The organism is Cellulomonas sp. A375-1 (assembly GCF_001040865.1).
Taxonomy (GTDB): domain Bacteria; phylum Actinomycetota; class Actinomycetes; order Actinomycetales; family Cellulomonadaceae; genus Cellulomonas; species Cellulomonas gelida.
This window is the reverse complement of record NZ_LFKW01000127.1, coordinates 4771-29141: the sequence shown is the minus strand read 5'-3', so window position 1 is coordinate 29141 and position 24371 is coordinate 4771. Positions and strand designations below refer to the sequence as shown.

The following is a 24371-nucleotide window of genomic DNA, read 5'->3' as shown; positions in this document are numbered from 1 at the left end:
CTACCTCCGGAACGACTGGACGACGTCGCTCTCGACGTCCTCGTAGAGACCGGCGACGGTCGTGAGCGTGGTGGCGATCCCGTCGAGCACACCCGCGCCGGTCGCGACCTGGTCGGCGAGGCCCGCGGCGATCGACGCGTACGCGGAACGCACCTGGTCGGCGCCGGGCAGGAGGGAGAACGCCAGCGGGTCGAGGTCGGTGCCGACGGTCGGTACGGCAGCGGCCATGTCGCCCAGGCGGTCCTGCCAGCCGCGCCACACCGACACGTCGGAGCGCAGCGCCGCGGTGTCGACGGAGAACTCGTCTGCCATCAGGCCCTCCCGGGTCTCGCCGAGGCGGTGACGGCCTCGTTGACGGTGCGCCGCACCTCGTCGGCCACGCCCTCGCGCGACGTGGACGTCAGCCACGCGTGGTCGCAACGGACGCGCCGCACGAACCCGGACTGCGCGCTCACCTCGACAGTGTTGTGCGCGTTGCGGTGCGCCGCGGGCTGCGTGCTCGGGTCGTGCCCCGCGAAGAGCTGCTCGAGGATGCGCCCGAGGTCGAGCTCGCCCGCCCGGGCGGCGGCCCGGAACCCGGCCTGCAGCTGCGCGGGGTCGGGTGTGGGGCGGCGTCGCGCGGCGTCGGCGATCGCGAGGCCGATCTCGTGCTCGAGCTCCGCGGCGGGCAGGTCCTGCTCGATGATCAGCTCGACCAGCAGGCCGTCGCCGTCCATCTCGGCGCGCACCGCGTGGGCCTGCTGCGGCGGCACGAGCGCGTCGATCTGGCTCTGGATGTCCCGCAGTCGCGCGATCGAGGCCTCAGCCCGCTGCGTGAACCCCTCGAGCCCGGCGCGGATGTCGGGTGCCGGCCCGCCTGCGGGGTCGCTCATCAGGAGCACCTCTCGACGACGGCTGCCTCGGTCCGCGTGTAGGCGACCGAGGCGCGGTGCAGCAGGTCGGCGATGGCCCTCAGGTTCGCCGCCATGCGGGACATGTCCCCGTTCCACGAGCGATACGCGGACTGGAACGCGTCCGACGCGGCCCCCGTCCACTGCGCCGACAACGACTGGAGGTCGACGGTGAGCGTGTCGAGGGAGGTCTCGACGTTCGTGACGCTCGCGCGGATGTCGGCGCCCGCCGAATCCAGCTCGTCGGGATCGACCTTCAGCTCGGACATGCGGGCAGCGTAGCGGGGGTCTTCGCCCAGTTCGCCCCGTTCGCCACGGTCCGGGACACGGTCGCGAGCCGCCTGCGCTAGGTGGTCCACCGGTGGCGCACGAGGGCGGTCTCGACGAACCTGCGCACCCGAGCGCGTGGAGAACGCGCCGAATGTCGCGAATGCCCCTAGCCTCGGGCCATGCTCATCATCGGCATCATCCTGTTCGGAATGCTGGTCGGTGCGGCTGCCCAGCTGATCCTCGGCAAGGGTTCGCGCGGCATCGACTGGACGATGGCGATCGTGGCGGGGCTCGTCGGGTCGTTCGTCGGCGGGCTGCTCGTGAGCCTGCTGGCCGGCGACGGTCTCGAGCTGCGACCGAGCGGCATCATCGGCTCGATCGTCGGCGCGATCCTCGTGACGCTCGTCTGGCGCGCGGCCGCGTCCCGCTCGAAGCGCTGACCCGCCGGGCCCGCGGCCGTCCGCCGGGGCAGATCCCCTGCCTGGCTCACGCCGACCGTCCGACGAGGTGAGGCTCGCGCTGGCCGGTATCCCTCATCGCGTCGGGGTCTCCTTCCGATGAGTGAGGGAGAGGGGCGCTGCTCGCACGTGGCGCCGTTCACCGCCGAGAGGAGCGACCGCGATGTCCACCGCCTACGAGTTCGCCGCTGCGGTTGCCTCGCGCTCCGACCCGCGGTCCCTCGCCGTGTCGCTCGGCGTCGCACACGCGACTCCTCCGTCCCTTCGCTTGCCTCCGCTCGCCCAGAAGCCCGTACCGGGTCACTCCCCGCTCGAGGCGACAGGGTGGGCGGTTCCCGACGAGCCGACCGAGCTGGGCGCCGTCCGGAGCCGCTGACCCGGCGGTCGGGGACGCTGCCCCCGGGCGCCTCCCACGCCCGTTCGCCCGATGACTTCTCAGCTCAGCGCCGCCGTCGGCCGCGGGCGGCTCGCAGCTGCGATGCGGGCCGTCATCGGGAGTCCGGCTGTCCACAGGCGGTGAGACGGGGGCAGATCCGGTCTGACCGTTCTGTGTAGTTTCGTCGCCATGCGTATCCCGAGGTCCCCGACTGCTGCGACGCTCGCGGGCTTGGTTGTGGCGGTCCTCGCTGGTTGTACCGGCGGTACGCCGAGCACGGACCCGACGACGACGAGGCCCACGGCGGTCGTGACTACGACGCCCTCGCCGCCGCCGACTCCCTCCGCCGCGCCGACGGCGGACGCGGAGGAGTTCGACGCGTCAGTGCCGCCCGAGCCACCTGCCGGTCTGCAGGGACCGCCGTCCGAGGAGGCGGCCGCCGAGGCGTCCGAGTACTTCCTGTCGCTGTTCCCGTACGCCTTCGCCACCGGAGACCTGACGACGTGGAAGGCGATGAGTGCGGACTCATGCAAGTACTGCGCGGGAACGGTCGAGAAGGTGGAACTGGAGGCGAGCCAGAAGAAGCACCGGGTTGGCGGCCGGATCGAAGTGCTTGACGTGCAGGCGTTCCACCACGTCGATCAGCAGTACGCCACAACCGTGAGGTTCCACGAGCACGAGTCGCAGCTGATCGCTGCAGACGGCACCGTCGAGAAGGACATCGACTACGTGCTTGACGGAGCCTTCGAGATGCTCCTGACGTGGACAGAGCGTGGCTGGGTCATCGACGGCGTTGATCTCAAGTGGACAGGCAAGCTGTGACCCGCCTCCTCATCGCCGCGCTCACCGTCCTGACGACGACGGGTGGGCAAGGGGCGATCTCCATCCTGCCGACGGAGGTCGAGGTGGTCGAGGTCGGAGACGAGGTGACCGTCAGCGCATTCGAGGCGGAGAGCGAGCGCCGGGCCGACCTTGCGCGCCCACCCGGCCAGCGTACGTTCGAGTACGAGCGCACGGCAGACTGCCTGCTCACCCCAGCCTCGTCTGCGCCCTGTCCACAGACGAACCCCGAGTCGCCGCCGCTGTCGTTGACGTGCGAGGACGGTCCACCGGTAGCTCCACTGTGGCGGCGCCGGCTCGTCAATGACGGAACGGGTTGGAACATGCGCTCGGACTGGGCCTGCCCCTCGGACCTCTTGCCCCAGTTCGGGGAACGGGACCTACGCAGACTCAAGATCGAACCGCTGACGGTGAACCAGCAGCCTTCCGAGGGCCCGATGCTGGTCACCAAGCCGGTGATCGTCTACGCCGAGCCGGCCGAGCGCGAGTACCACGTCGTGCTGTTCGGCACCTACGGAGTCGACGTCGTGGTGTCGCCAGTCGAGTACACGTGGGACTTCGGCGATGGGGAGACCCTGAGTACACGAGAGCCTGGTCGCCCCTACCCGGCGTTCGACCTGACGCACGTGTACGGCGAGCGGGGGAACGCGCACATCACTCTGACGACCACGTGGTCGGCGAAGTACCGGCTGGACGACGACCCCGCTCAGAGGTGGCGTGAGGCCGAGGGGACGGCCGTGACGGTGGACCAGGGAGTCGAGTTCGATGTGATCGAGCTGCGCACCAAGCTCGTCGACTAGCGCTGAACTGTGCCCGATCGTCGAGCGTGCGGGGCCCGCCGACGGCGGCGGCCGCTGAGCGGGTGCGGTGAGTTGAGTGGTGGGTCCATCGTGTCGATATCTGCGAGGAGTCGACTCGAGGAGCCCCCGTGCCGCGCACCTACCCCGAGCACCCGTCGTTCCCCGACGACGGCGGCGCGGAGCAGCGCGTGTGGGAGGCGCTGTGCGAGCACCTGCCAGATGACGTGGTGCTGCTCGCCGGGACGGCGCTGCAGGACGGCGCGACGGAGCGGGAGATCGACCTGCTCGTCGTCTGGCCCGGCCTCGGTGTCGCAGCGGTCGAGGTCAAGGGCGGGCACGTCACGCGCGAGGACGGGCAGTGGTGGCAGGGGTCCGGCGAGCACCGGCACTCGATCGACCCGGTGAGCCAGGTGCAGTCGGCGAAGCACACGCTGCTGCGGCTGCTCGACCGACAGGGTCTGGCCGCGGCCCGGACCAGGACAGCGCACCTCGTCGCGCTGCCGCACGTCTACGTCCCGGCGTCGTGGGACGCTCCGGAGCTCCCGCGGACGATGCTCCTGGACCGCGACGACGTCACCGACGGGGCGGCAGCCGTGCACGTCATCCGGCGGGCGATCGAGGACCACGGGACGGGGCACGCTCCGCTCGACGAGGTCGCGGCTGAGGCGCTCGTCGGATGGCTGACCGGCGGGTTCCCGTCGCAGGCCGAGGCGCTCGCGGACGCCGCGCAGTACGAGGACCACCTGGACCGGCTGACGCGCGAGCAGGCGCACGCGATGCGGTACCTCGATGCGCTGCCGCGCGTGCACGTCGTCGGCGGGGCGGGGACGGGCAAGACGTGGCTGGCGCTCGAGCACGCGCGGCGTCGCGCCCGCGCCGGAGATCGCGTCGCCCTCATGTGCTACTCCCGCGGGCTGGCGCGCTACCTCGAACGCGCGACCGCCACCTGGCCCGCGCGTGAGCGGCCCGCGTACGTCGGGCTGTTCCACGAGCTGCCCGTCCGGTGGGGTGCCGCGCCGGGCGACGACAGAGACCCCGCCGACTGGGAGGAGCGCCTCCCGCGCGAGCTCGGCGACCTCGCGGCGCAGCGCCCGGCAGGCGAGCTGTTCGACGCGGTCGTCGTCGACGAGGCCCAGGACTTCGGCGACGCCTGGTGGCCCGCCCTCCTGCGCTGCCTGCGCGACCCCGACGCCGGCCGGCTCGCCGTGTTCTCGGACGACGGCCAGCGCGTGTTCCCGCGCTCCGGGACCGCGCCCGTCGAGCTGACCGCGATCACGCTCGACGAGAACCTGCGCTCCACCAAGCAGATCGCCCAGCTCTGCGGCGCGCTGCACACCGGCATCACCCGGCCGCGCGGGTGGGCAGGCGCACCAGTACGAGTGGTCGACGTGCCGGCCGACGAGGCCGTGGGGGCGGCCGACGACGCGGTCGACGCGCTGCTCGCCGAGGGGTGGGAGCCCGGGCAGATCGCGCTGCTCACCACCGGGCGGCGGCACCCGCTGCAGGTCGAGACCGTCGAGCTGGCGGGGCATCAGGAGTACTGGGACGGCTTCTTCGGCGGGCAGGACGTGTTCTACGGGCACGTGCTCGGGTTCAAGGGGCTCGAGCGGACCGTGGTCGTGCTGGCCGTGAACGGGGTCCGTGACGTAGATCGGGCGCGGACGATGCTCTACACGGGGCTGTCGCGGGCGCGGGTGCTGCTCGTCGTCGTCGGGCCTCGCGGGTACGTGGAAGAGGTGGGCGGGGAGGCGGTGCGCATGAGGCTGCGCGAGGCCGTCACGTGGGCACCCGCATGATCGCCGATCTGAGGAGCACCTGGTGGGCCGGGCCTATGTGTGCTCTAGTCGGGATGCCGCGGCTTGCCAACGTGGCCCGCTCGCTGCGTGCGTCGACGTGGCGCCGGGCCTACTGACCGATGCGAGGGGGAGGCATGTCTGTTGTCCGGGTAGGCGGACGCTCGTGGAGCTCCGACGAGGCGTCAGCGTTCGTCAAGCGCTATCTGACGACGCCGCGCGAGAACTGGGCGTACCCGGCGTACGACGCCTATCCAGGTGCCCCCACCGACCTCGTCGGCCCGCAGGATCTCTTCGCACCGGAGCTGCTCAATGCTGGGCTGAGCCTGCGTGCCTACTACGCGTTCCTTGACGCCCTCGAGGAGGTCAACGAACGACTCGCTCATGTCCCGACGGCAGTTGACCTCGCGACAGCGAAGCCGGATGACATCGCGGCGGTCGCCCATGTGATCGGCGTGCTGGACCATCCCCGGATCGCCGGGGTGAAGCTCACGAAGCTGTCGAAGGTGCTGCACCGGAAGAGGCCTCGGATCTTCCCCCTCTACGACGAGCACATCCGGCGGTGCTACCAGGATGGGCCGGGCGCTCCGGTTCCTCCGGCGAAGGACCGCTTGTGGGAGTCGTTCGCGACGTTGTGGCTGGAGGCCGTACGCGTTGATCTGTCGACGCAGACCGAGCGCTGGGAAGAGCTTGCGGCGCTGACGCCCGCGGCCGGCCCCTCGATCACGCCTCTGAGGGCCCTGGACATCGTGGGGTGGAGGCTCGGGGGGCCGTTCGGAGTCGGGAGCGTCGCGATCGAGCCGCCAGCTGGGTACTAGGTCGACGAGCGATACCCCGATCTGGTCGAGTCGCTCAGGCCGGATGGCGATCGCGCCGATAGCACCATGACGTGCTCGAGCACGGGCGGATCGTCGCGTGGAGGCTAGTGGTGGACGAGCAGGACGTTGCTCAGGCTGATGTCAGGCTGGTCGCGTTGGACGACAGCGGAAAGGTCGCGGTCCTCGCCCACGACGTCGAACGTGCACGGGAGGTCGTCGCCCGTCTCGGGGTGACTCTGCAACCGACGACCGTCTAGACCGGTCCGGGGCGATCGGCGCGATAGGGGCCACTGGTGCAGCCATAGGCGGCGCTGGAAGCGCGGTCCGAGCGCTCCAGGACCTCCAAGGAATCGTCCAGCTCGCCCCGCACACCATGGCGCTCCTGCGCAATGGCGCCCACCTGATGCAGTCGAACGGTCTGCTGCTCGGGAACGTCGTCGGTTCCAACGGTGTCATCGTCGGGAACGCCGCATTCACCTCGATCGCCGCAGCGACGACGATGGCGACTGTCGCCGCGTCGCTCGGCACGAGCGTGGCCCTCGCGGCCGTTCAGCTCCAGCTCGTGCGGATCCAGAAGGCGGTCGAGCGGGTTGGGGCACGGATCGACGTGCTGCTCGACGAGTCGCGCGAGGTGCGGTCGAGCGAGATCGAGACGCGCATCGACCGCGTCATCCGCGAGTCGCGTTGGGCGATCGAGCTCGGCCGTGTGCCGGAATCGACGCTCGAGGAGCTGCGTGGGGATGGGCATGCGCTCGAGTCGTACTGCCGCAGCACCGTCCGGCTCCTCGGCCGCCGCGTCGACAGCCTGGGACGGGGTGCCGCCAAAGCCGCGGACCGGCACGAGGTGCTGCGCCGCGAGGCCGGGCACATCGCACGCGATGCGGTGAACCTCCACGCTGCTGCTGACTGCTGGCTGGGATACGAGCTGCTCCGAGCCGGCGCGCTGGGCCAGAGCGACCCGGAGTACGCAGAACTGATCGCGAGATCCGCGTCCGAGCGGACCGACGAGTGGCGGCAACGGGCCGCGGAGCAGGTCGCAGTGCTGCAGCAGCGCCTACGACGCATCGACGCGGCGCCGGGCAAGGGCCTGAGCTCCAGGACGAAGCGTGCGGTCAGCGACATCGCCGGGCAGCTCGCCGAGGCGGTGGCGGACGCGATCCCGGATGTCGAACCGCCGACGCCGACGGCGATCGAGGTCGTCGGGCTGGGGGCTGAGCAGCGCGACGACCTGCTGCAAGAGCTGCGTTGGCGAACCGACGACGGCCTTGTGATGCTCCTCTCGGGAGTCGCGGTGCCGCGTACCAAGGAGATCGGGGGGATCGATGTGGCGCGTGGAGCGCCGCGTGCCATCACCAACCGGGACGGGTTCATCGCCATTCGTGCGGCCCGCGTCGTCGTCGGGATCGCCAAGGACTTCGTCGAGGACGGCTCGGTGCTCCTCGATGCGCCGCGGGCGGACTGCGAGGTCGTCGACTACGACGCCAAGACCGGGGCTTTCGAGCTCGGGTGCAACGGTGAGTCGGTGCGTGTCGAGCCGTATGAGCGCGAGCGGCGCAAGGCGCCGTCGCTCGTCTACAGACGGGTGCGGGAGGCCCGCGAGCTCGTGCCTCTGGCGCTCACGAGCACCGGGTCCGTCGGCGGGCCGGACGTAGTGGAACAGACCTGAGCGCTGGGGTCACACCTCGTCGTCCTCGAGCTCCAGGAGTGCGGCGAACGCCGCACGCTCGCGGGCTCGGCGCGCCCGCTTCGCCTCGAGCACGTCCGCTGAGAGAAGCCGGGTGTGCGTCCCCACCTTGTGGGCCGGGATCGAGCCGTCCTTGATCAGCTTCATCAGCGTCGGTCGAGAGATCCCGAGCATCGCCGCCGCTGCCGAGGTCGTCACCTCGCGTGGCGTCGTCGTGATGGTGATCGTGGAGCCGGTCGCGACCGAACGGAGGACCTCTTGCAGCAGGCGGCCGGTCTCACGGGGAAGGGGCTGCGCCGCGGTGTCGGCGCGCTCGACCACCAGGAAGCCGTCAGGTCCCTCGAGCGAGGTCAGGACCTGCTGCGCAAGCTTCGCGTCGCGTGCGTCGGTGAGCAGGTCCTGTCGCGCGGCAACGGTCGTGGCCATGATGTCTCCCTGAGAGTTGCCTGTTGTTGCGGGGCATCTTCCGCGATCTCCGCAACGGAGTGTGGCACTTGCAACCGTAAGACGCCTACACCTATAACTGCAACCGTTCGAGCGGGTGACGTCGTCGGTCGCTGGCGGGGGACTCGTCCGCCCGGTGGTGTGCCGTCGGCGTTCGAGCGCCCGCGGGTCGACACGGCGACTCACTGCGGGAGTTGCCCGATGATGCGGGTGAAGAGGCGTTCGTAGTCGTCGATCATGCGGTCCGACGAGAACCGGGCGACGGCGTCAGCGCGCACGGATGCGCGGTCGAGACGAGCCGCCTCGAGCACGGCCGCGACGGCATCGGCCTCGTCACGGACCAGGATCCCGGACACCCCCGGCCGGATTAGCTCCGGCATCGACCCCAGCGGGTACGCGATCACCGGCGTCCCGGCCATCATCGACTCCACCACCGAGAGCCCGAACGGCTCGGGGAAGTCGATCAGGTGCAGCAGCGCCACGGCCCCACCGAGCAGCCGGTCACGTTCAGCAGGCCCGACGGGCCCCACGTACCGCACGCGAGAACCGTCGACGTGCGGCAGGACGAACCGCTCGTGGTACTCGGCGTCGTGCACCACCCCCGCGATCACCAGCGGCAGCCCCGCACGCAAGGCCACGGCGATCGCCGTCGCGGTGCCCTTGTCCGGGTGGATCCGCCCGAGGAACAGCAGGTACCCGCCGTCGCCGGCGCCGAGGGTGAACGACGACGAGGCGATGCCGTGGTGGATGGTCGCGGCGTAGGTCAACGACGGATGCCGGTCGGCGTCGCTGATCGCGACGTAGTGCGCGACGTCGTCGTACGCGCGGTAGACGGGCACGATCTTCTCGGACGAGAACCCGTGGATCGTCGTCACCACGGGTGTGGCGGTGAGCCGGCTGAAGACCAGCGGCAGGAAGTCGAACTGGTTGCTGATGACGTCGAACTCGTCGGCGCGCTCGAAGACGGCGGCGATGTGCAGGGCCTCGCAGACCTTCGCGTCGATCGACGGGTCTTCCTCGTACCCGGCGGGTGCTTCGGCGTGCAGGCGCCCCGCGGTCACGGAGTCGGCGGTGGCGAAGAGGGTGACGTCGTGCCCGCGGGCGACGAGGCCCTCGGCGAGCGTGGAGGCGACCTGCTCCCACGGCCCGTAGCCGCGCGGCGGGACGCGGTGGGCGATCGAGGCGAGCACGGCGACTCTGACGGTGGACCTCCCGGGGTCGGGCCGAGCGTACGCCGCGCTGTTAGGCTCGGGGTGTTCTCGTCGGGTGTCAGCTCTCCGGCAAGGACGACCCGGCGCCGGCACCCAGGCGCCCCCGGGGACGCGGCCTTCTCCTTCTCCCACCGTGGACGGCAGCACTCACGCTGCGCGCAGGTACAGGGAAGTAGCCCCCTCATGATCGTCCGTCTCGGAGTTCTGTCGACCTATCCGACCACCCAGTGCGGCATCGCGACGTTCAGCGCGGCGCTCGTGCGGCACCTGCTCGCGGCGGGTGCGGACGTGGGGGTCGTGCGGTTGGTCGACGAGCCGCAGGGCGCGGCGCCGCTCGTCGTGCACGAGTGGGTCGCGGGGGACGACGAGGGTGCGCGGCGGGCCGCGGCGGCGCTCGACGAGTTCGACGTGGCGCTGGTCCAGCACGAGTACGGGATCTACGGCGGGCCGGACGGGCAGGACGTGCTGGACCTGGTCGCGCGGGTGCGAGTGCCGGTCGTGACGGTGCTGCACACGGTGCTGACCCGCCCGACGCCGAACCAGCACCGCGTGCTGGCCGAGCTCGTCGAGCGGTCCGCGGCGCTCATCACGATGACCGCGACCGCGCGGGACCGCCTGGTCGCGGGCTGGGGTGTGGACCCGGCGCGCGTCACCGTCGTCCCGCACGGTGCGGAGGACAACCGCGCCACGGCAGGGACGGGGCGCACGACGAGCGCGCGGCCGCGGACCGTCCTCACGTGGGGGCTGCTCTCGCAGGGCAAGGGGATCGAGTGGGCGCTGCTGGCGCTCGCGGAGCTGCGCGGCCGCGCGCCGCTGCCCACGTACCTCGTCGTCGGGCAGACGCACCCGCGCGTGCTCGAACGTGACGGTGAGGCGTACCGCGACCGGCTGACGGCCCTCACCCGAGACCTGGGGCTGACGGAGTCGGTGCGCTTCGACGGTCGGTACCTGCCTGCTGCGGACCTGCGCGCGGTGGTCCGCAGCGCGGACGTCGTCCTGCTCCCGTACGACTCCAACGAGCAGGTCACGTCCGGCGTGCTCACCGAGGCCGTCGCCGCGGGCAAGCCCGTGATCTCCACGCGGTTCCCGCACGCCGTCGAGCTGCTCTCGAGCGGGGCGGGGATCCTGGTGCCGCAGCGCGACCCGTCCGCGATGGCCGCCGCGCTCGAGCGGGTGCTGACCGTCGACGGCGTCGCCGACGCGATGGCCGCCGAGGCGCGACGCCTCACCGCCGCGCTGCTGTGGCCCGCGGTCGCCGCGCAGTACCTCGACGTCGCCGCCGGCGTGCGGCACGTCGCGCTCCCGGCAGCCGTCTGATGGCGCCCACGACCGTCCTCGCGACGGTGCCCGACCGGCGGGTGCGGTTCGACCACCTCGCCCGCCTCACCACGCCGACCGGGCTGTACGAGCACGCCCTCGGCACGCAGCCGCGCGTCGAGCACGGCATGTGCGTCGACGATGTGGCGCGCGCGCTCGTCGTGACGTCCCGCGCCCTGCGGCAGGACGGGACGCGCGAGGACGACGAGACGCTCGCGCTGACCCGCGTCTACCTACGGTTCGTGCGCTCGGCGGTGCGCAAGGGCGGCCTGATGCACAACCGCCGCACCCCGGACGGCGCGTGGCTCGACACACCGTCGTCGGGTGACCACTGGGGGCGCGCGCTGTGGGCGATGGGCACCGCGGCGGCCCGTGTGCCGGACGCGGAGCTCGCCGACGACGCGCGTCGTGGGGCGTCGGCCGCGACGTGCGCCCGCTCGTCGTACCCGCGGGCCACCGCGTACGCGGCGCTCGGCGCGGTCGAGCTCCTGCGCGCCACGCCGGACCACGCGGGTGCGCTGCGACTGCTGCAGAACGCCCGTCGCCGGTTCGCGCGTCCCGTGCGGGACGCGCGCTGGCCGTGGCCCGAGAGCCGCCTCACGTACGCGAACCCCGTGCTGCCGGAAGCGATGATCGCGGTCGGGGACGCGCTCGCGGACGACGGCCTGCTCGCGGACGGGATCCGGCTGCTCGACTGGCTGGTGGCCGAGCAGACGGTCGACGACCACCTCTCGGTGGTCCCCGCGGGCGGGCGCGGGCGCGACGACGCGCGGCCCGGGTTCGACCAGCAGCCCATCGAAGCCGCCGCGCTCGCCGAGGCCGCCGCGACGGCCCTGCGGGTCACCGGCGACCCCGGCTGGTCCGTGGTCCTCGAGCGCTGCGCCGCCTGGTTCGAGGGCGCCAACGACACGGGTGTGCCCGTGCGGGACGCCGCGACCGGCGGCGGCTTCGACGGGCTCGAGCGCGACGGCGTGAACCGGAACCAGGGCGCCGAGTCGACCCTCGCGTGGCTCGCGTGCGCGCAGCTCGTCGGGACGGGTCCCGCGGTCGCGCCGTGACGGCCACCGGCAACCCGCCCTGGGTGCGCCGCACCGCGCACGTGCTGCGCCCGGACCCCGACCGTGTCGTGACGCGGCTGTTCCTGCCCGGCCAGGAGATGGTGACGGCCGGCGAGTCGCGCTCGGCCGCCGTCCTCGCGCGGGTCCTGGCGCTCGACGACGACGAGGTCGAGCGTGAGCTGCGGGAGCTGACGGCCGACTTCGGGCACCGCCACCACGACCTCGCCGGGACGTGGGACGCGCACTTCGCGCTCGTGCGGCACCGGCTCGCGCACGCCGACGAGCTGCCCGCGCACCGGCGCCGGCTCGTGGGCGCGTACTTCACGCAGGAGTACGCGGTCGAGTCGACCGCGCTGTTCAACCCGTCGATGGTCCCGCACCCGGACCAGAGCGGCCTGCCCGCTGGCGCGACGCGCTTCGTGCTGACACTGCGCGCGCTCGGCGAGGGGCACGTGTCGAGCCTCGAGCTGCGCACCGGCGTGATCGACGCAGCGGGCGTCATCGCGCTCGACGCGACACCCGCGCACACCCGGCAGCCGGTGGTCGCCGAGCCCCGCTACGCGCGCGCCCTGTTCGCCCAGGAGATCGACGAGGACGTCGACGACGACCACGCGAACGCGGACTTCGTGCTCGCCGCGCTCGGCCGCGAGTTCGGCCGCGCGGACCTCGACCGCGCGTACGGCGAGCTGCGCGCGCAGCGGCTCACGCGCGGGTCGGCGTCGCGCACGGTCGAGCGGTTCGAGCGGATCGCCCGACGCAGCTACGACGTCACGTTCCCGCCTGACTCGGCCGTGCCCGAGCGCGTCCTGATGCCACAGACCGCGACCGAGAGCCACGGCATCGAGGACGTCCGCCTGGTGCGCTTCACGGCGCCCGACGGCACGGTCACCTACCTCGGCACCTACACCGCGTTCGACGGTCACGAGATCGCGATGCAGCTCCTGGCGACGACCGACTTCGCGCACGTGTCGAGCCGGCCGGTCGGCGGACCGGGTGCACGCAACAAGGGCCTGGCCCTGTTCCCGCGGCAGGTGGGCGGCCGGTACGTCGCCCTGTCGCGCGCCGACCGGGAGAGCAACGCGGTCACGACGTCCGACGACCTGCTCCGGTGGGGACCACCCGTCGTCGTGCAGCGCCCCGAGCGCGGCTGGGAGCTGGTGCAGCTCGGCAACTGCGGGCCTCCGGTCGAGACGGAGCGCGGCTGGCTCGTGCTCACGCACGGGGTCGGGCCGATGCGCACCTACGGCATCGGCGCACTCCTGCTCGACCTCGACGACCCGACGCGCGTCGTCGGACGGCTCGATCACCCGCTCCTGACGGGCACGGACGACGAGCGCTCCGGCTACGTCCCGAACGTCGTCTACTCGTGCGGCGCGATGCTGCACGGCCGCACGCTCGTCGTGCCGTACGGCAGCAGCGACACCGCCACACGGTTCGCGCTCGTCGACCTCGACCCGCTGCTCGACGCGCTGCGTCCCGCCGCGGCCGCCACCACCCTGCAGGACCCCGCAGCACCGATCGAGGGAGCACCATGACCGTCAGCACCGGACCGCACGCCCGGTTCACCGTCGGGACCGTGCAGGTCAAGCCGTGGGGGCACGAGCACATCTACGCCGAGGGGGAGCACGGCTACGTCGGCAAGCTGCTCGTGGTGCGGGCCGGTGAGCAGCTCAGCCTGCAGTACCACGTCGACAAGGACGAGACGATGGTCGTGGTGTCCGGCGACGCGCTGATCGAGCACGGCGCGGCGGCCGATCTCCTGATGCCGCAGCAGCTGGGCGCCGGCGACGTCGTGCACCTGCCCGCCGGCGTGCTGCACCGCCTCACCGCGGTGACCGACGTGCTGCTCGCGGAGTCCTCGACCGCGGGCCCGGGGTGGCGCGACGACGTCGTGCGGCTCGCGGACCGGTACGGACGGGCGGACACCTCCCACCCCTGAGGTGCAGGCCCCCGAACCGGGCCAATTCGCTCGAACGGGCGTACGATGAAAGAAGTCCCGGGATGGCCAGCCCTCAGTCGAGGGCCCGTCTCCTGGCACGTCGAAGGAGGGCGTCATGCCCGTCCAGCGCAACACCCCCACCTCACGCCCCAACTCGTCCCCGCTCGACGTGCCGATGCGCCCGCTGCCGGACGGCTACCGGCCGTCGAAGGTGACGCAAGGGTCGCCCACAGACCGACCGCTGCGCTCGCGGACCGGCGCCGCATGGGTCGGCGTGTGCGTCGGCGTCCTCGTCCTGATCGCCCTGGTGGTGTTCATGATGCAGAACACGACGCCCGTCGAGGTCACGTTCCTCGGGATGTCCGGCTCGGCCCCGCTCTCGCTCGTCCTGCTCATCGCCGGGATCGGCGTCGGCCTGATCGCCCTCGTCATCGGGAGCCTGCGCATCGGCCAGCTGCGCCGCCGCATCCGCACGGACCGGCAGGCCGCGACGGCATCGACCGTCTGAGCCTTGATCGGCGCGCACCCGCGCCGTCCATCTCCAGCTGAACAGAGGTCGCCGCCATGACCACCACCGCCAGCCCCCCGACCGGTCCCGCCGCCGCGAGCGACCTGCATCTGCTCTCCGTCCTCGAGACGGGGCTCCCCCTGCAGCTCGGCACGCCCGACGAGCCTGCGGCCTACACGGTCCCGGCCGTGTTCTCCCGGCAGGTCAGTCAGTCCGAGCGGGCCCGTATCGAGGACCCCGCGACGGCCCGTGGCCTGTGCGCGCAGATCGGTGCCCCGACGGACGGGCCCGCGCTGCGGCTCGTCGTCGCCGACCGTCGTCTGCTCATCGAGAACACGACCCTCGCCCAGCTCCGCGACGGCCTCGCTGCGGCGCTTGCCGCGATGCTCCGCGACCTCGCGGGGGACCTGCGGACCCGTGCCTCCGAACGGGCCGTCGCGGCCGAGGCCCTCGCCGTCGACGAGCGTCAGCGGGCCGCCGCGACGCACGCGGCCGTCGAGTCGATCCGGTTCGAGTAGGCCGCCGTGCGCCCGACGAGCCCCAGCGGCGCCGCGACACCCGCGCCGAGCGGGCTGTCACGTGCCGCGACGCAGTCGACGGCCGGCGCGGTCCCGGCCCGTGAGCGGCAGGTCAGCGACTTCACCGCGCTGAGCCACGCCGTGCACGAGTCCGGACTGATGCGCCGACGCCACGCGTACTACTGGGTGCGCTTCCTGGCGCTGACCGCGCTGCTGGCGCTGACGTTCGCCGCGTTCGTCGTCATCGGGCCCTCGTGGTGGCAGCTCGTCGTCGCCGCGGTGCTCGCCGTGCTGCTCGGGCAGGTGATGTTCCTGGGCCACGACGCCGCTCACCGCCAGATCTTCGACTCCGGGCGGTGGAACGACTGGTCGAGCCTGGTCATCGCGAACCTGTACGCCGGGATGAGCTACGGCTGGTGGCAGCACAAGCACTCGCGCCATCACGCGAAGCCCAACCAGATCGGCGCGGACCCGGACATCGCGACGGACGTCATCATCTTCCACACCCAGGACCTGCGCGCCGTCCGCACCGGCCTCAAGGGCTGGCTCACGCAGCGGCAGGGCTGGTTGTTCTTCCCGCTGCTGCTGCTCGAGGGTCTGAACCTGCACGTGTCGGGGGTCAAGACCGTGTTCGGCCGCGGGACCGTCAAGCGCCGCCCGGTCGAGATCGCGTTCATGACGCTGCGGATCGGGGGCTACCTCGGGATCGTGTTCTGGCTGCTGCCCGTGGGGATGGCGTTCGCGTTCCTCGGCGTCCAGCTCGGGCTGTTCGGGGTGTACATGGGCGCGGTCTTCGCGCCCAACCACAAGGGCATGCCGCTGGTCCCGCGGGACGCGCGCCTCGACTTCCTGCGCCGCCAGGTGCTGATGAGCCGCAACGTCCGCGGCGGGCCGACGACCGACCTGTTCATGGGTGGGCTGAACTACCAGATCGAGCACCACCTGTTCCCGAGCATGCCCCGGCCGAACCTGCGGCGCCTGCAGCCGACCGTCCGCGCGTTCTGCGCCGAGCACGGCATCTCCTACGCCGAGACGAGCCTGCCGCGGTCGTGGGGGATCGTCGTGCGACACCTCAACGCCGTGGGGCTGGCCGCGCGTGACCCCTTCCAGTGCCCGCTCGTGGCGCAGTACCGCTGACGCGGCGCGTCAGGCGTCCCACCAGCGCAGCACGCGCAGGGCGCGCAGCGTCACCCAGCGGCTCGGGAACCCCTCGGCCTCGGCCTCCATGTCGAACAGAGTCGGGCCCTGGTGGCAGTTCTCGTAGGGGAACAGGCCGTGCGGGCCGGCCTTGGCGCGCAGCAGCTCGACGGCGTCGCTCAGCCGCGGGTCGCGCCGGCCGGCCAGCCGGAAGTGGTCGAGGCCGCGCAGGACGTCGAAGTACCAGCGCACCGGGTAGGACAGCATCGTCATGCGCGGGTCGACGAGCTCGCCGGTGCTCTTGCGCCGCAGCAGGCCGCGGTCGAGCAGGTACGTCTCCCCGGCCGCCTGTGCGGTGCGGGTGGCCTCCGTGGCGCCGCCCGCCGCCTCCAGCGCGCGCAGTCCTTCGAGCACGCAGATGGTCGAGTGGAACGACGAGACGGCGCTCGCGTCCTGCGCCCAGCAGTTCCACCCGCCGTCGGGCAGCTGTCCGCCGAGCAGGGTGTCGACGATGCGGGACACGGGTTCGCCGAAGTACGCCCCGGCGGTGAGCGCCATCCCGTTGATGCACGGTTCGACCTCCCCGTCGAAGTACGGCGACCCGTCGTACTCCCACCGCACGTGGTCCCGCACCAGGCCCACGGCGCGGCGCGCCTGCGCGCTCGCGGGGTCCAGCCCGAGGTCGACCAGGGACTGCAGGGCGAAGTGGGTGGCCGTCCACGCGTCGAAGAAGGGGCGCGACTCGTCGGCCCAGCCCGGCCGGTACGTGCCGCCGTCCCACCGGCCGTCGTCGGCCTGCTCCGCGAGCAGCTGCGCACCCCACCCCTCGGTGGCGACGCGCGCCCGCTCCGCCGCGACCTCGTCGTCCGGTGCGCCGACGAGGTCGCGCAGGACCTGCCAGCGGATCGCGGGGTCTCCGGAGAGGAGGTACTCGACGACTGCGTCCATGCCGGACGACGCTAGACCCGCGGTCCGACAACGTGAAGAGGCCGCTGCCGACGCGCGAGGTCGCCGCTGCGCGACGGACCGAGCCAGCGGTTGCTCCGGCTCAGACGGGTGTTGGCCTGAGTAGGCGCGGGGTCGCTGCTGCGCGGTGGGCCGAGCCAGCGGTTGCTCCGGCTCAGACGCGTGGTGGCCTGAGTAAGTGCTGGGTCGCGGCGGGCGGGGTGGGGTGGGGGCTAGGGTCGGCGGGATGAGGGGGCGACCGAAGGCGCTGGTGCTGGGCGGCACGACGTTCGTGGGCATCCACCTGGTCACGAGCCTGCTGCAGGACGGCTGGGACGTCACGATGTTCAACCGCGGCCGGTCCAACCCCGGCCTGTTCGCCGACGTGACGCACCTGCGCGGCGACCGCAACGGCGACGTGTCAGCGCTTGCGGACGGGCGGTGGGACGTCGTGCACGACCTGTCCTCGTTCCACCCCGACCAGGTCCGCCGCAGCGCCGCGCACCTCGTCGGCCGGTGCGACCACTACGTGCTGGTCTCGACGATCTCGACGTACGCGAACCTCGCGCAGCCCGGCACCACGGAGGACGCGCCGCTGGCCGCGTTCGACGGACCGGTTCCCGACGAGGTCGACGGCGACACCTATGGCGGCCTCAAGGCCCTGTGCGAGAGCGCCGTGGCCGAGCTGTTCGACAGCCGCACGATCGTGCGCCCGACGATCATCGCCGGCCCGCACGACCCGACCGACCGCTTCACCTACTGGGTGCAGCGCCCCAGCACCCCGGGCCCGCACGTCGCGCCGCCGCTCGACTCGCCCGTCCAGTACGTCGACGCGCGTGACCTCGCGGACTGGCTCGTGCGGCTCGGTGCCGGCCGCGTCCCGGGGACGTTCAACGCCGCGACCGTCCCGCTGCCGTTCGGCGACCTCCTGCAGGCCGTCGCCGACGAGACCGGCATCCCGTCGCAGCCCGTCGTCCTGACCGACGAGCAGCGCGAGGCCGAGCAGGTGCGGCCGTGGGTCGACCTGCCGCTGTGGCTCCCGCCGTCCGACGAGAAGATGCGCGGCATGTTCCAGGTCGACACGTCCCGCGCGGTCGCGGCCGGGCTGACCACGCGACCGCTCGGCGAGACGGTGCGCGACACGCTCGCGTGGGCGCGCGAGCGAGGGGGCGACCTGAAGGTCGGCCTCTCGGCCGAGCGCGACGCCGAGCTCGCCGCCCGGTACGCACCCGGTCGGTAGGCACCCAGGCGGTCGGCACCCGCACGGCGGGCCCCCCGGGCGGTCGGCAGCAGGCGCACCACGGACGAGCGCCGGCCGCTCGCCGTGAGGAGCGAGGGGCCGGCGCTCGAGTCGTTCGCCGCGTGAGGCGCGGTCAGTACGTGAAGCGGGCCGCCGTGGTGCGCAGCTCGGTGGACATGTGCGCGAGCTCGTCGATCGCACGGCCCATCTGGGTCACGACGTCGGAGTTCTGCGCGGTGGCCGTCGCGACGCCCGTGATGTTCGTGGCGATCTCGCCCGAGCCCGTCGCGGCCTCGCCGACGCCGCGCGACATCTCGTTCGTGGTGGCGGTCTGCTCCTCGACCGCCGAGGCGATCGTGAGCTGGTAGTCGTTGATCGAGGCGATGATCGTCTCGATCTCCCCGATCGCCCCGACCGCACCCGTGGTGTCGGACTGGATCGCCTCGACCCGACGCGCGATGTCCTCGGTCGCCTTGGCCGTCTCGTTCGCGAGCTCCTTGACCTCACCGGCCACGACCGCGAAGCCCTTGCCGGCCTCCCCGGCCCGCGCCGCCTCGATCGTCGCGTTCAGCGCCAGCAGGTTCGTCTGCTCCGCGATCGTCGTGATCAGCTTGACGACGTTGCCGATCTCCGCCGACGACGTCCCCAGCCGCGCGACCGTGTCGTTCGCCTGCGACGCCACGCCGGTCGCGGTGTGTGCCACGCGGGCCGCCTCGCTCGCGTTCTGCGCGATCTCCCGGATGGACGCGCCCATCTGCTCGCTGCCCGCGGCGACGGCCTGGATGTTGCGTGAGACCTGCTCGGCCGCGGCGGCGACCACACCGGCCTGCGCCGTGGTCTCGTCCTGCGACGACGCGAACTGACGCGCGGCGGCGGCCAGCTCCTCGGACGCGGCGGCGACGGTCGTCGACGACTCGCCCATGGCCGCGAGCGCCTCGCGCAGGCTGGTCCGTGCGCGGTCCAGCGCACCGGCCATCTCGCCGAGCTCGTCGTTGGCCTTGACGTGCGTCTCGACCGTCAGGTCGCCCGCGGCCAGCGCGTCGAGGCCGGTCTGGACCGCCTTGACGTCGCGCACGATCTTCTTGGCCACGCGCATGCCTTGGCCGACCGCGACGAGCACGCCCACCGCCATGACGACGAGCAGGATGTTGCGCGTCTGGGTGCTCGCGGCGCGGGCCTCGGCGGCGGACTCGCTCGCCTCGTCGGCCTGGCCGTCCGCGATCCCCTCGAGCTCGTCGAGGATGCCCGTGCTGAGCGGCACGAGCTCGGCGGCGCGCTTGCGGTCGAAGGTCTCCATGTCGCCCGCGGCGGCGAGCGCGACGAGCTCGTCGGAGAGCTGGTGGTAGCTCTCGATGTCGGTGAGCACCGTGTCCACCGCGACGTCCAGCTCGCCCTCGAGGTCCAGCGCGTCGAGCTCGGCGCCGGTCGCGGTGAGCGCGTCCTTCGTCGTCGTGCGCTCGCTCTCGTAGCTCGCCTTGGCCTCCGCGGTCGTCGCGGTCGTCGCGCTGAGCGAGGCGAGGCGGTACGCGGCGAAGTCGTAGCGGACCTGCTGCGTGAGGCGGACACCCAGGGTGTCGTGCTCGTACAGCTCGGTCGTGCGCGCGGCGGCCGAGCCGAGCGCGGTCAGCCCCACGACGCCGATGATCAGGGCCGCGATCGCGCCGATCCCGACGGCGGTGAGGATCTTGGCGAGCACGCTGGAGCGTGCGCCCCGCAGGGCGGAACGGCGGGTGGACGGCTGGGAGCTCATCGGCATGTACCTCGTGGGAGTGTCACCCGAACGGCTGCCCGGGCGATGTCCCCATCGGTTCCTGGGCGAGATGTGTGAGTCGTCGGGATGAGTCGCCCACGTCACTCTCGGCGGGCCGACGAGCGGTTCCGGGGCACAGCGGCGCGCGCGAGCGCCGGGTGGCGCGCAGGGTCGTCAGGCGGTGAGCGCGCCGCGCACGATCGAGTCGCCCGAGTGGGCGGGGTTGCCGTCGAACGGCTCCTGCGACACGTCGACCACGGAGAACTCGTCGAGGTCGAGACCCGCGGGCAGGTCGAACCGGCCCGACGAGCCCGCGAGCGTCCCGACGCTGACCAGGCCGCTCACGTCCGGGGTCAGCAGCCACACCTCGCGGAATCCGTCGGGCGCGGTGTCTTCGGCCACGTCGACGACGAGCGTGCGGGTCCCGTCGCGCGCGACCTGGACGGTCGCCGAACCCTTGGCGGACCAGCCGGGCAGCGGCTCAAGGGTCGCGGTGGCGACCACGGTCTGCGCGCGGTCGTCGCGCGACTGGACCCAGCCCACGCCGACGCCACCGATGACCACGCCCGCGGCGGCCGCCCCGGCGATCCATCCCCACGCGACGCGCCGCCGACGGGTCAGCGGCACGACGACCGCGTCCGGCTCCCCGACGACGGCCTCGGAGGTCCCGGGTCCCGCCTCGGACTCCCCGACGACAGGCCCGGGCTCCCCGACGACCGGACCCGGACCCGGCCCCGCGAGAGGCGCGGCGTGCGCGCCGGTCGCCGGTGCGGCAGGGGTCAGCTCGAGCTCGGCGGCGATCCGCTCCCACACCTGCGGCCCGGGCGCGACCATCTCGGTGTCCGCGGCGCGCGCCAGGCCGACGACCTCGCTCAGCGCGGCCACCTCGCCCGCGCACCGCTCGCACAGCGCGAGGTGGGCGCGCTCGTCGGGCGTGCCCGCGTCCTCGCCGAGAGCCAGGAGGGCCAGCACGTCGTCGTCCACGTGGGTCTCATCCAACGGCACCGTCCACCTCCCATCGGTTGCGCAGCCGGGCGAGACTACGCCGCACGTGGCTCTTCACGGTGCCGAGCGGCAGGTCCAACCGGGTCGCGATCTGGTCGTGCGTGAGGTCCTCGTAGAAGGCGAGCCGCAGGATCGTGCGCTGCGGGTCGCCGAGGCGTTCGAGCTCGTCGGCCACCACGACGCTGTCGACGACGCGGTCGTCGGGGGCGCCCACGTGCTCGGCGCGCGGCTGCGCGCCCTCGACGCCCGCGACCAGCCGGCGGTCGCGCGACCGCCGCTCGTGCGCGTCGGCGACTGCGTGCCGCGTGATGCCGATCAGCCAGGCGGGCAGGCGCGCGCGGGTGGGGTCGAACCGGTGCCGGCCCCGCCACGCGTCGACGAACACCTGCTGCGTGACCTCCTCCGCGTCGGCGACCGTCCCGAGCGAGCGCAGGGCGATCGTGTGGACGAGGGTCGACCAGCGGCGGTAGGCCTCGCGGACCGCGTCCTCGTCGCCGGCCGCGAACGCCGCGCCGAGCGCCTCGACGTCCTCGCCGTCGGTGTCCGGGCGGCGGCGGGGCTCGTCGGGCGCGAGCGGGACCGAGCGCAGCGGAGCGTCGGACCGCTCCGCGCCGCTACCGGTCACCCAGCTCTCCATGTCCCTCGTCGTGGTGCTCGACCGCGCACGCTGCGCCTGGAGCACGGCCACCGCCGACATCGTCAGTCACCCGTCGGCTCGGCGGTGACGACGACGTTGTCGGCGTAGTGCCCGATGTCAGCCTGCCATGCCCCGCCGCAGGTGACGAGCACCAGACGTGGCGGGCCGCTGCGGGCGAACCACACGTCGAGGGGTGCCTGGTCCTTGGCGATCTTCTCGACGGTCGTCACGCGATACTCGTGCCGGGTGCCGTCGGACGACGTGACGACGACCGACGCGCCAGGCTCGACGCCGCGCAGTGCCGCGAACGGCCCGATCCCGCTGCGCCGCGAGTCGACGTGAGCGGCCAGGAGCGCGTTGCCGCTCTCGCCGCCCGGCACGGGCCCGAACCGGTACCAGCCGGCCTCGTCCGCGTCCGGCGGGAGCTCCATGCTGCCGTCGTCCTCGACCCCCACGGGGATCACCGCCATGTCGATGTCCTCGCTGGGGACCGCGATCCGCACCGGCGCCGGAAGGGGGGTCGGCGCCGGTGCGGTCGCGTCCCGGACCGGGACGGCGGGCAGGGCCGGGGTGGGCCCCGCCGTGGCCGTGGGTCCGGGTGGCGTCGACGTCACGGCAGGTGCCGGCTGCGGCGTGCCCTGACTGCTCGAGGAGCAGCCCGCGAGCAGCGCGGCGACCAGCCCGCTGACCAGGGCGAGGGTGAGGGCCCTGGTCAGCGGGAGGCGGCGTCGTGCCATGGTCGGGTCGGCCTCTGCGGGTCAGCGGCCGGCGCGTGCGGGCCGACGGTTGGCGACGACGAAGGACGCCGCGCCGAGCACCACGAGGGCGCCGAGCGCGAACGGCCACAGCTGCGTCGAGCCCGAGTCCGCGACGAGTCCCAGCTCACCGGCCTGGACCGCGGTCGGGTCGCTGTGCAGGCCGTCGATCGTCTGCGTGGCCAGGGCCAGCGTCGACGGGTCGACGGTCGCGTTGCCCCAGGCGTACAGGATCGTGTTGGTCCCCTCGGTGACGTTCACGTCCGCCGGGCCCAGCAGGGCGGGCTCGGTGGTCCCGGTGGCGACGACGCTGGCCGGGACAGTGCCCGCGGGCAGGTTCAGGACCTTCTCGTCGGGGTTCTCCAGGTTGGTGATCACCGCGTCCGTGCCTGCCAGCACGTCGACGCCGGGCGCCGCCGCGACGTGGCGGACGGTGATCCGACCCTCGCCGGGCTTCGTCGTGGACGTGTCGTTGGTGAACAGCGTGGCGGTCGGCTCACCCGAGGCGTCCAGGTGCGCGACGGCCGTGTAGTTCGTCGACGCGGCGAGCTTCAGGTCCACGGGACCGATGGCCGGCGCGCTGTCGTCCGCGGCGTCGGCCGCCGTGATCGCGACCGTGTAGGTGCCGGCGGGCAGGGCCAGCGGCCCGGCGAGCTTGCCGGGCTCGAAGTCGTCGAGCGTGAGCTCACCGTTGACGTAGACGTCGACGGTCAGGCCCGGCACGCCGTGCAGCACGGAGAGCTGGGCCTCGTCGGCGGCGGAGGCCGGCCCGGCGGCGAGGGCGACGGTGGCCAGACCGAGGGCGCCGGCTGCGGCGCCGGCGAGAAGTCGAGTGCGCATGGTGCGTCCTTCCGGAGAGCAGCGCCGGGATGGCGCCTGACGAACCCTCTTCCGGCCGAGCGCGCCGCACGGATGCACCTCCGCCCCACTTTCTTCCGCCGATGCCGTCCCGTCGCGTGTCGGCGAGCGCCCATCGGGGCCGCACCCCTATGAGCTCGACGCCCACGCCAGGGCCGATGAGGATGGCGTCGTGGACGTATCCGAGCGTGAGCGGTCGGCACGCGTCGTGCTCGTGTGCGGACCCGCGGGGTCCGGCAAGTCGACGCATGCGCTGCGGCTCGAGCGTGAGGGGTTCGCGCGGCTCTCGTTCGACGAGGAGGCGTGGCGGCTCGGCCACCGCACCCACCCCGTGCCAGGACCGGTCGCGGAGGTCGTTCACGCGCGGCTCCGCGAGCAGCTCGTCGCCCTCGTCGGACAGGGCCGTGACGTCGTCGTGGACACGTCCTTCTGGTCCCGAGCGGCCCGCGACTCCTACCGCGCCCTCGTCGCGCCCTTCGGCCTCGTACCGGTCGTCCACCACCTGGCCACGCCGCGCGACGAGGTCCTGCGTCGCCTGGCCCGACGAGCCGGCACCGGTCCGCACGACGTGGTCGTGCCGCCCGACCTCGCGCGCGACTACCTCGAGGGTTTCGAGCCGCCGGACCCGGACGAGGGCCCGGTCGTCGTCGTGCGCTGACGTCGGCGGCCTCCGCGCATGGGCGAGCGGCCTCTGCGCAGGCGCGGGCGGCCCGGACGCAGCATCATGGCCACGGGTCATCAGCGAGTGAGAGGTGAGCATCCGTGGAGCACTGGACGATCGCGACCGTGGCGCAGCAGAGCCCGGACTTCCGGCGCGTGCTGTGGACCGGCAAGCACAGCCAGCTCGTCATCATGACGATCCCCGTGGGCGGCGAGATCGGCGAGGAGGTCCACGAGGACGTCGACCAGATCCTCACGTTCGTCTCCGGGACCGGCAAGGCGGTCGTCTCCGGCGAGGAGCGCAACGTCGCGCAGGGTGACCTCGTCGTCGTCCCGGCGGGCCGGACCCACAACTTCCTCAACACGGGCGAGAACCCGCTGATCCTCTACACGGTCTACGGGCCGCCGGACCACGCCGACGGGGCCGTGCACCACACCAAGGAGGAGGCCGACGCCGCGG

General features: G+C 72.8%; 29 protein-coding genes. 17 read left to right on the top strand and 12 right to left on the bottom strand.

Features of this window, described 5'->3' with window-relative positions:
- Genes CWIS_RS12905 through CWIS_RS12895 form a run of 3 tightly spaced genes read right to left on the bottom strand, consistent with a single transcriptional unit; the run spans position 1 to position 1159 of the window.
- Positions 1–312, bottom strand: a complete 312-nt coding sequence (locus CWIS_RS12905) for a hypothetical protein (RefSeq protein ID WP_048343712.1) — start codon at positions 310–312, stop codon at positions 1–3.
- Positions 312–872: a hypothetical protein gene (locus CWIS_RS12900; protein ID WP_156186654.1), complete on the bottom strand. Its 561-nt coding sequence runs from the start codon at positions 870–872 to the stop codon at positions 312–314. The genes CWIS_RS12905 and CWIS_RS12900 overlap by 1 nt, the downstream gene beginning before the upstream one ends.
- Complete coding sequence (locus CWIS_RS12895; RefSeq protein ID WP_156186653.1) at positions 872–1159, bottom strand: WXG100 family type VII secretion target; 288 nt, start codon at positions 1157–1159, stop codon at positions 872–874. Before CWIS_RS12895 ends, CWIS_RS12900 begins: the two co-directional genes overlap by 1 nt.
- Before the next feature lie 180 nt (positions 1160–1339).
- Between CWIS_RS12895 and CWIS_RS12890 the strand changes: the two genes are divergently transcribed.
- From CWIS_RS12890 to CWIS_RS12860, 6 genes are all read left to right on the top strand, one after another.
- On the top strand, positions 1340–1600 hold the full coding sequence (locus CWIS_RS12890; protein ID WP_048343709.1) for a GlsB/YeaQ/YmgE family stress response membrane protein: 261 nt from the start codon (positions 1340–1342) through the stop codon (positions 1598–1600).
- A gap of 583 nt (positions 1601–2183) precedes the next feature.
- Positions 2184–2816, top strand: coding sequence for a DUF6318 family protein (locus CWIS_RS12880; RefSeq protein ID WP_156186652.1), 633 nt, complete (start codon positions 2184–2186; stop codon positions 2814–2816).
- A gap of 83 nt (positions 2817–2899) precedes the next feature.
- Positions 2900–3634 carry a PKD domain-containing protein gene (locus CWIS_RS19000; RefSeq protein WP_231583872.1) on the top strand — a complete coding sequence of 245 codons (735 nt, stop codon included), beginning with the start codon at positions 2900–2902 and terminating at the stop codon, positions 3632–3634.
- A 128-nt stretch (positions 3635–3762) separates the two neighbouring features.
- Complete coding sequence (locus CWIS_RS12870; protein WP_048343706.1) at positions 3763–5430, top strand: nuclease-related domain-containing DEAD/DEAH box helicase; 1668 nt, start codon at positions 3763–3765, stop codon at positions 5428–5430.
- A 134-nt stretch (positions 5431–5564) separates the two neighbouring features.
- Positions 5565–6245 carry a DUF6308 family protein gene (locus CWIS_RS17730; protein ID WP_053071717.1) on the top strand — a complete coding sequence of 227 codons (681 nt, stop codon included), beginning with the start codon at positions 5565–5567 and terminating at the stop codon, positions 6243–6245.
- A gap of 71 nt (positions 6246–6316) precedes the next feature.
- Complete coding sequence (locus CWIS_RS12860) at positions 6317–6502, top strand: hypothetical protein (RefSeq protein ID WP_048343705.1); 186 nt, start codon at positions 6317–6319, stop codon at positions 6500–6502.
- Here CWIS_RS12860 and CWIS_RS18995 read toward each other — a convergent pair.
- Complete coding sequence (locus tag CWIS_RS18995) at positions 6499–7113, bottom strand: hypothetical protein (protein ID WP_197080844.1); 615 nt, start codon at positions 7111–7113, stop codon at positions 6499–6501. The two genes, CWIS_RS12860 and CWIS_RS18995, sit on opposite strands and share 4 nt — an antisense overlap.
- On the opposite strand from CWIS_RS18995, the gene CWIS_RS12855 reads away from it, so the two are divergent.
- Positions 7090–7911 (top strand): hypothetical protein, encoded by an 822-nt coding sequence (locus CWIS_RS12855; protein WP_197080843.1) that lies wholly within the window; start codon positions 7090–7092, stop codon positions 7909–7911. The genes CWIS_RS18995 and CWIS_RS12855 overlap by 24 nt on opposite strands.
- A gap of 9 nt (positions 7912–7920) precedes the next feature.
- Here CWIS_RS12855 and CWIS_RS12850 read toward each other — a convergent pair whose 3' ends face one another.
- Positions 7921–8355, bottom strand: coding sequence for a helix-turn-helix domain-containing protein (locus CWIS_RS12850; protein WP_053071716.1), 435 nt, complete (start codon positions 8353–8355; stop codon positions 7921–7923).
- Positions 8356–8555: 200 nt separating this feature from the next.
- Complete coding sequence (locus CWIS_RS12845; protein ID WP_048343703.1) at positions 8556–9563, bottom strand: glycosyltransferase family 4 protein; 1008 nt, start codon at positions 9561–9563, stop codon at positions 8556–8558.
- 204 nt (positions 9564–9767) lie between these two features.
- Between CWIS_RS12845 and CWIS_RS12840 the strand changes: the two genes are divergently transcribed.
- From CWIS_RS12840 to CWIS_RS12810, 7 genes are all read left to right on the top strand, one after another.
- Complete coding sequence (locus CWIS_RS12840) at positions 9768–10901, top strand: glycosyltransferase (RefSeq protein WP_048343702.1); 1134 nt, start codon at positions 9768–9770, stop codon at positions 10899–10901.
- On the top strand, positions 10901–11959 hold the full coding sequence (locus CWIS_RS12835; RefSeq protein WP_048343701.1) for a hypothetical protein: 1059 nt from the start codon (positions 10901–10903) through the stop codon (positions 11957–11959). Before CWIS_RS12840 ends, CWIS_RS12835 begins: the two co-directional genes overlap by 1 nt.
- A complete protein-coding gene (locus tag CWIS_RS12830) occupies positions 11956–13494 on the top strand; it encodes a glycoside hydrolase family 130 protein (RefSeq protein ID WP_197080842.1) in 1539 nt (512 codons plus the stop codon). Before CWIS_RS12835 ends, CWIS_RS12830 begins: the two co-directional genes overlap by 4 nt.
- Entirely contained in the window at positions 13491–13898 is a 408-nt protein-coding gene (locus tag CWIS_RS12825; protein WP_048343700.1) for a cupin domain-containing protein, read from the top strand. Before CWIS_RS12830 ends, CWIS_RS12825 begins: the two co-directional genes overlap by 4 nt.
- 115 nt (positions 13899–14013) lie before the next feature.
- A complete protein-coding gene (locus CWIS_RS12820; protein ID WP_053071715.1) occupies positions 14014–14406 on the top strand; it encodes a lipopolysaccharide assembly LapA domain-containing protein in 393 nt (130 codons plus the stop codon).
- A 56-nt stretch (positions 14407–14462) separates the two neighbouring features.
- Positions 14463–14924: a hypothetical protein gene (locus CWIS_RS12815; RefSeq protein ID WP_053071714.1), complete on the top strand. Its 462-nt coding sequence runs from the start codon at positions 14463–14465 to the stop codon at positions 14922–14924.
- Positions 14925–14930: 6 nt separating this feature from the next.
- Positions 14931–16061 carry a fatty acid desaturase gene (locus tag CWIS_RS12810; RefSeq protein WP_369796576.1) on the top strand — a complete coding sequence of 377 codons (1131 nt, stop codon included), beginning with the start codon at positions 14931–14933 and terminating at the stop codon, positions 16059–16061.
- Between the two features lie 9 nt (positions 16062–16070).
- On the opposite strand, the gene CWIS_RS12805 is transcribed toward CWIS_RS12810, so the two are convergent.
- On the bottom strand, positions 16071–17009 hold the full coding sequence (locus CWIS_RS12805) for a hypothetical protein (RefSeq protein WP_048343699.1): 939 nt from the start codon (positions 17007–17009) through the stop codon (positions 16071–16073).
- A 244-nt stretch (positions 17010–17253) separates the two neighbouring features.
- Here CWIS_RS12805 and CWIS_RS12800 point away from each other — a divergent pair, with 244 nt between their 5' ends.
- Positions 17254–18246, top strand: coding sequence for an NAD-dependent epimerase/dehydratase family protein (locus CWIS_RS12800; RefSeq protein WP_048343698.1), 993 nt, complete (start codon positions 17254–17256; stop codon positions 18244–18246).
- Between the two features lie 133 nt (positions 18247–18379).
- Here CWIS_RS12800 and CWIS_RS12795 read toward each other — a convergent pair whose 3' ends face one another.
- The 5 genes from CWIS_RS12795 to CWIS_RS12775 all read right to left on the bottom strand — a co-directional run bounded on the left by CWIS_RS12795 (position 18380) and on the right by CWIS_RS12775 (position 23233).
- On the bottom strand, positions 18380–19996 hold the full coding sequence (locus CWIS_RS12795) for a methyl-accepting chemotaxis protein (protein WP_197080841.1): 1617 nt from the start codon (positions 19994–19996) through the stop codon (positions 18380–18382).
- A gap of 174 nt (positions 19997–20170) precedes the next feature.
- Entirely contained in the window at positions 20171–21001 is an 831-nt protein-coding gene (locus tag CWIS_RS12790) for an anti-sigma factor (RefSeq protein ID WP_048343696.1), read from the bottom strand.
- The gene (locus CWIS_RS12785) at positions 20988–21689 is read right to left on the bottom strand and encodes an RNA polymerase sigma factor (RefSeq protein ID WP_231583864.1); all 702 of its coding nucleotides are present in this window, start codon (positions 21687–21689) and stop codon (positions 20988–20990) included. Before CWIS_RS12785 ends, CWIS_RS12790 begins: the two co-directional genes overlap by 14 nt.
- An 11-nt stretch (positions 21690–21700) precedes the next feature.
- A complete protein-coding gene (locus CWIS_RS12780; protein WP_053071713.1) occupies positions 21701–22375 on the bottom strand; it encodes a class F sortase in 675 nt (224 codons plus the stop codon).
- A 21-nt stretch (positions 22376–22396) separates the two neighbouring features.
- The gene (locus CWIS_RS12775) at positions 22397–23233 is read right to left on the bottom strand and encodes a DUF4397 domain-containing protein (RefSeq protein WP_048343695.1); all 837 of its coding nucleotides are present in this window, start codon (positions 23231–23233) and stop codon (positions 22397–22399) included.
- 190 nt (positions 23234–23423) lie between these two features.
- Here CWIS_RS12775 and CWIS_RS12770 point away from each other — a divergent pair, with 190 nt between their 5' ends.
- Together CWIS_RS12770 and CWIS_RS12765 are read left to right on the top strand one after the other, a co-directional pair.
- Complete coding sequence (locus CWIS_RS12770; RefSeq protein ID WP_053071712.1) at positions 23424–23909, top strand: ATP-binding protein; 486 nt, start codon at positions 23424–23426, stop codon at positions 23907–23909.
- 104 nt (positions 23910–24013) lie between these two features.
- Positions 24014–24371, top strand: a 358-nt coding sequence (locus CWIS_RS12765) for a cupin domain-containing protein (RefSeq protein WP_048343694.1), incomplete at its 3' end; no start/stop codon positions are given.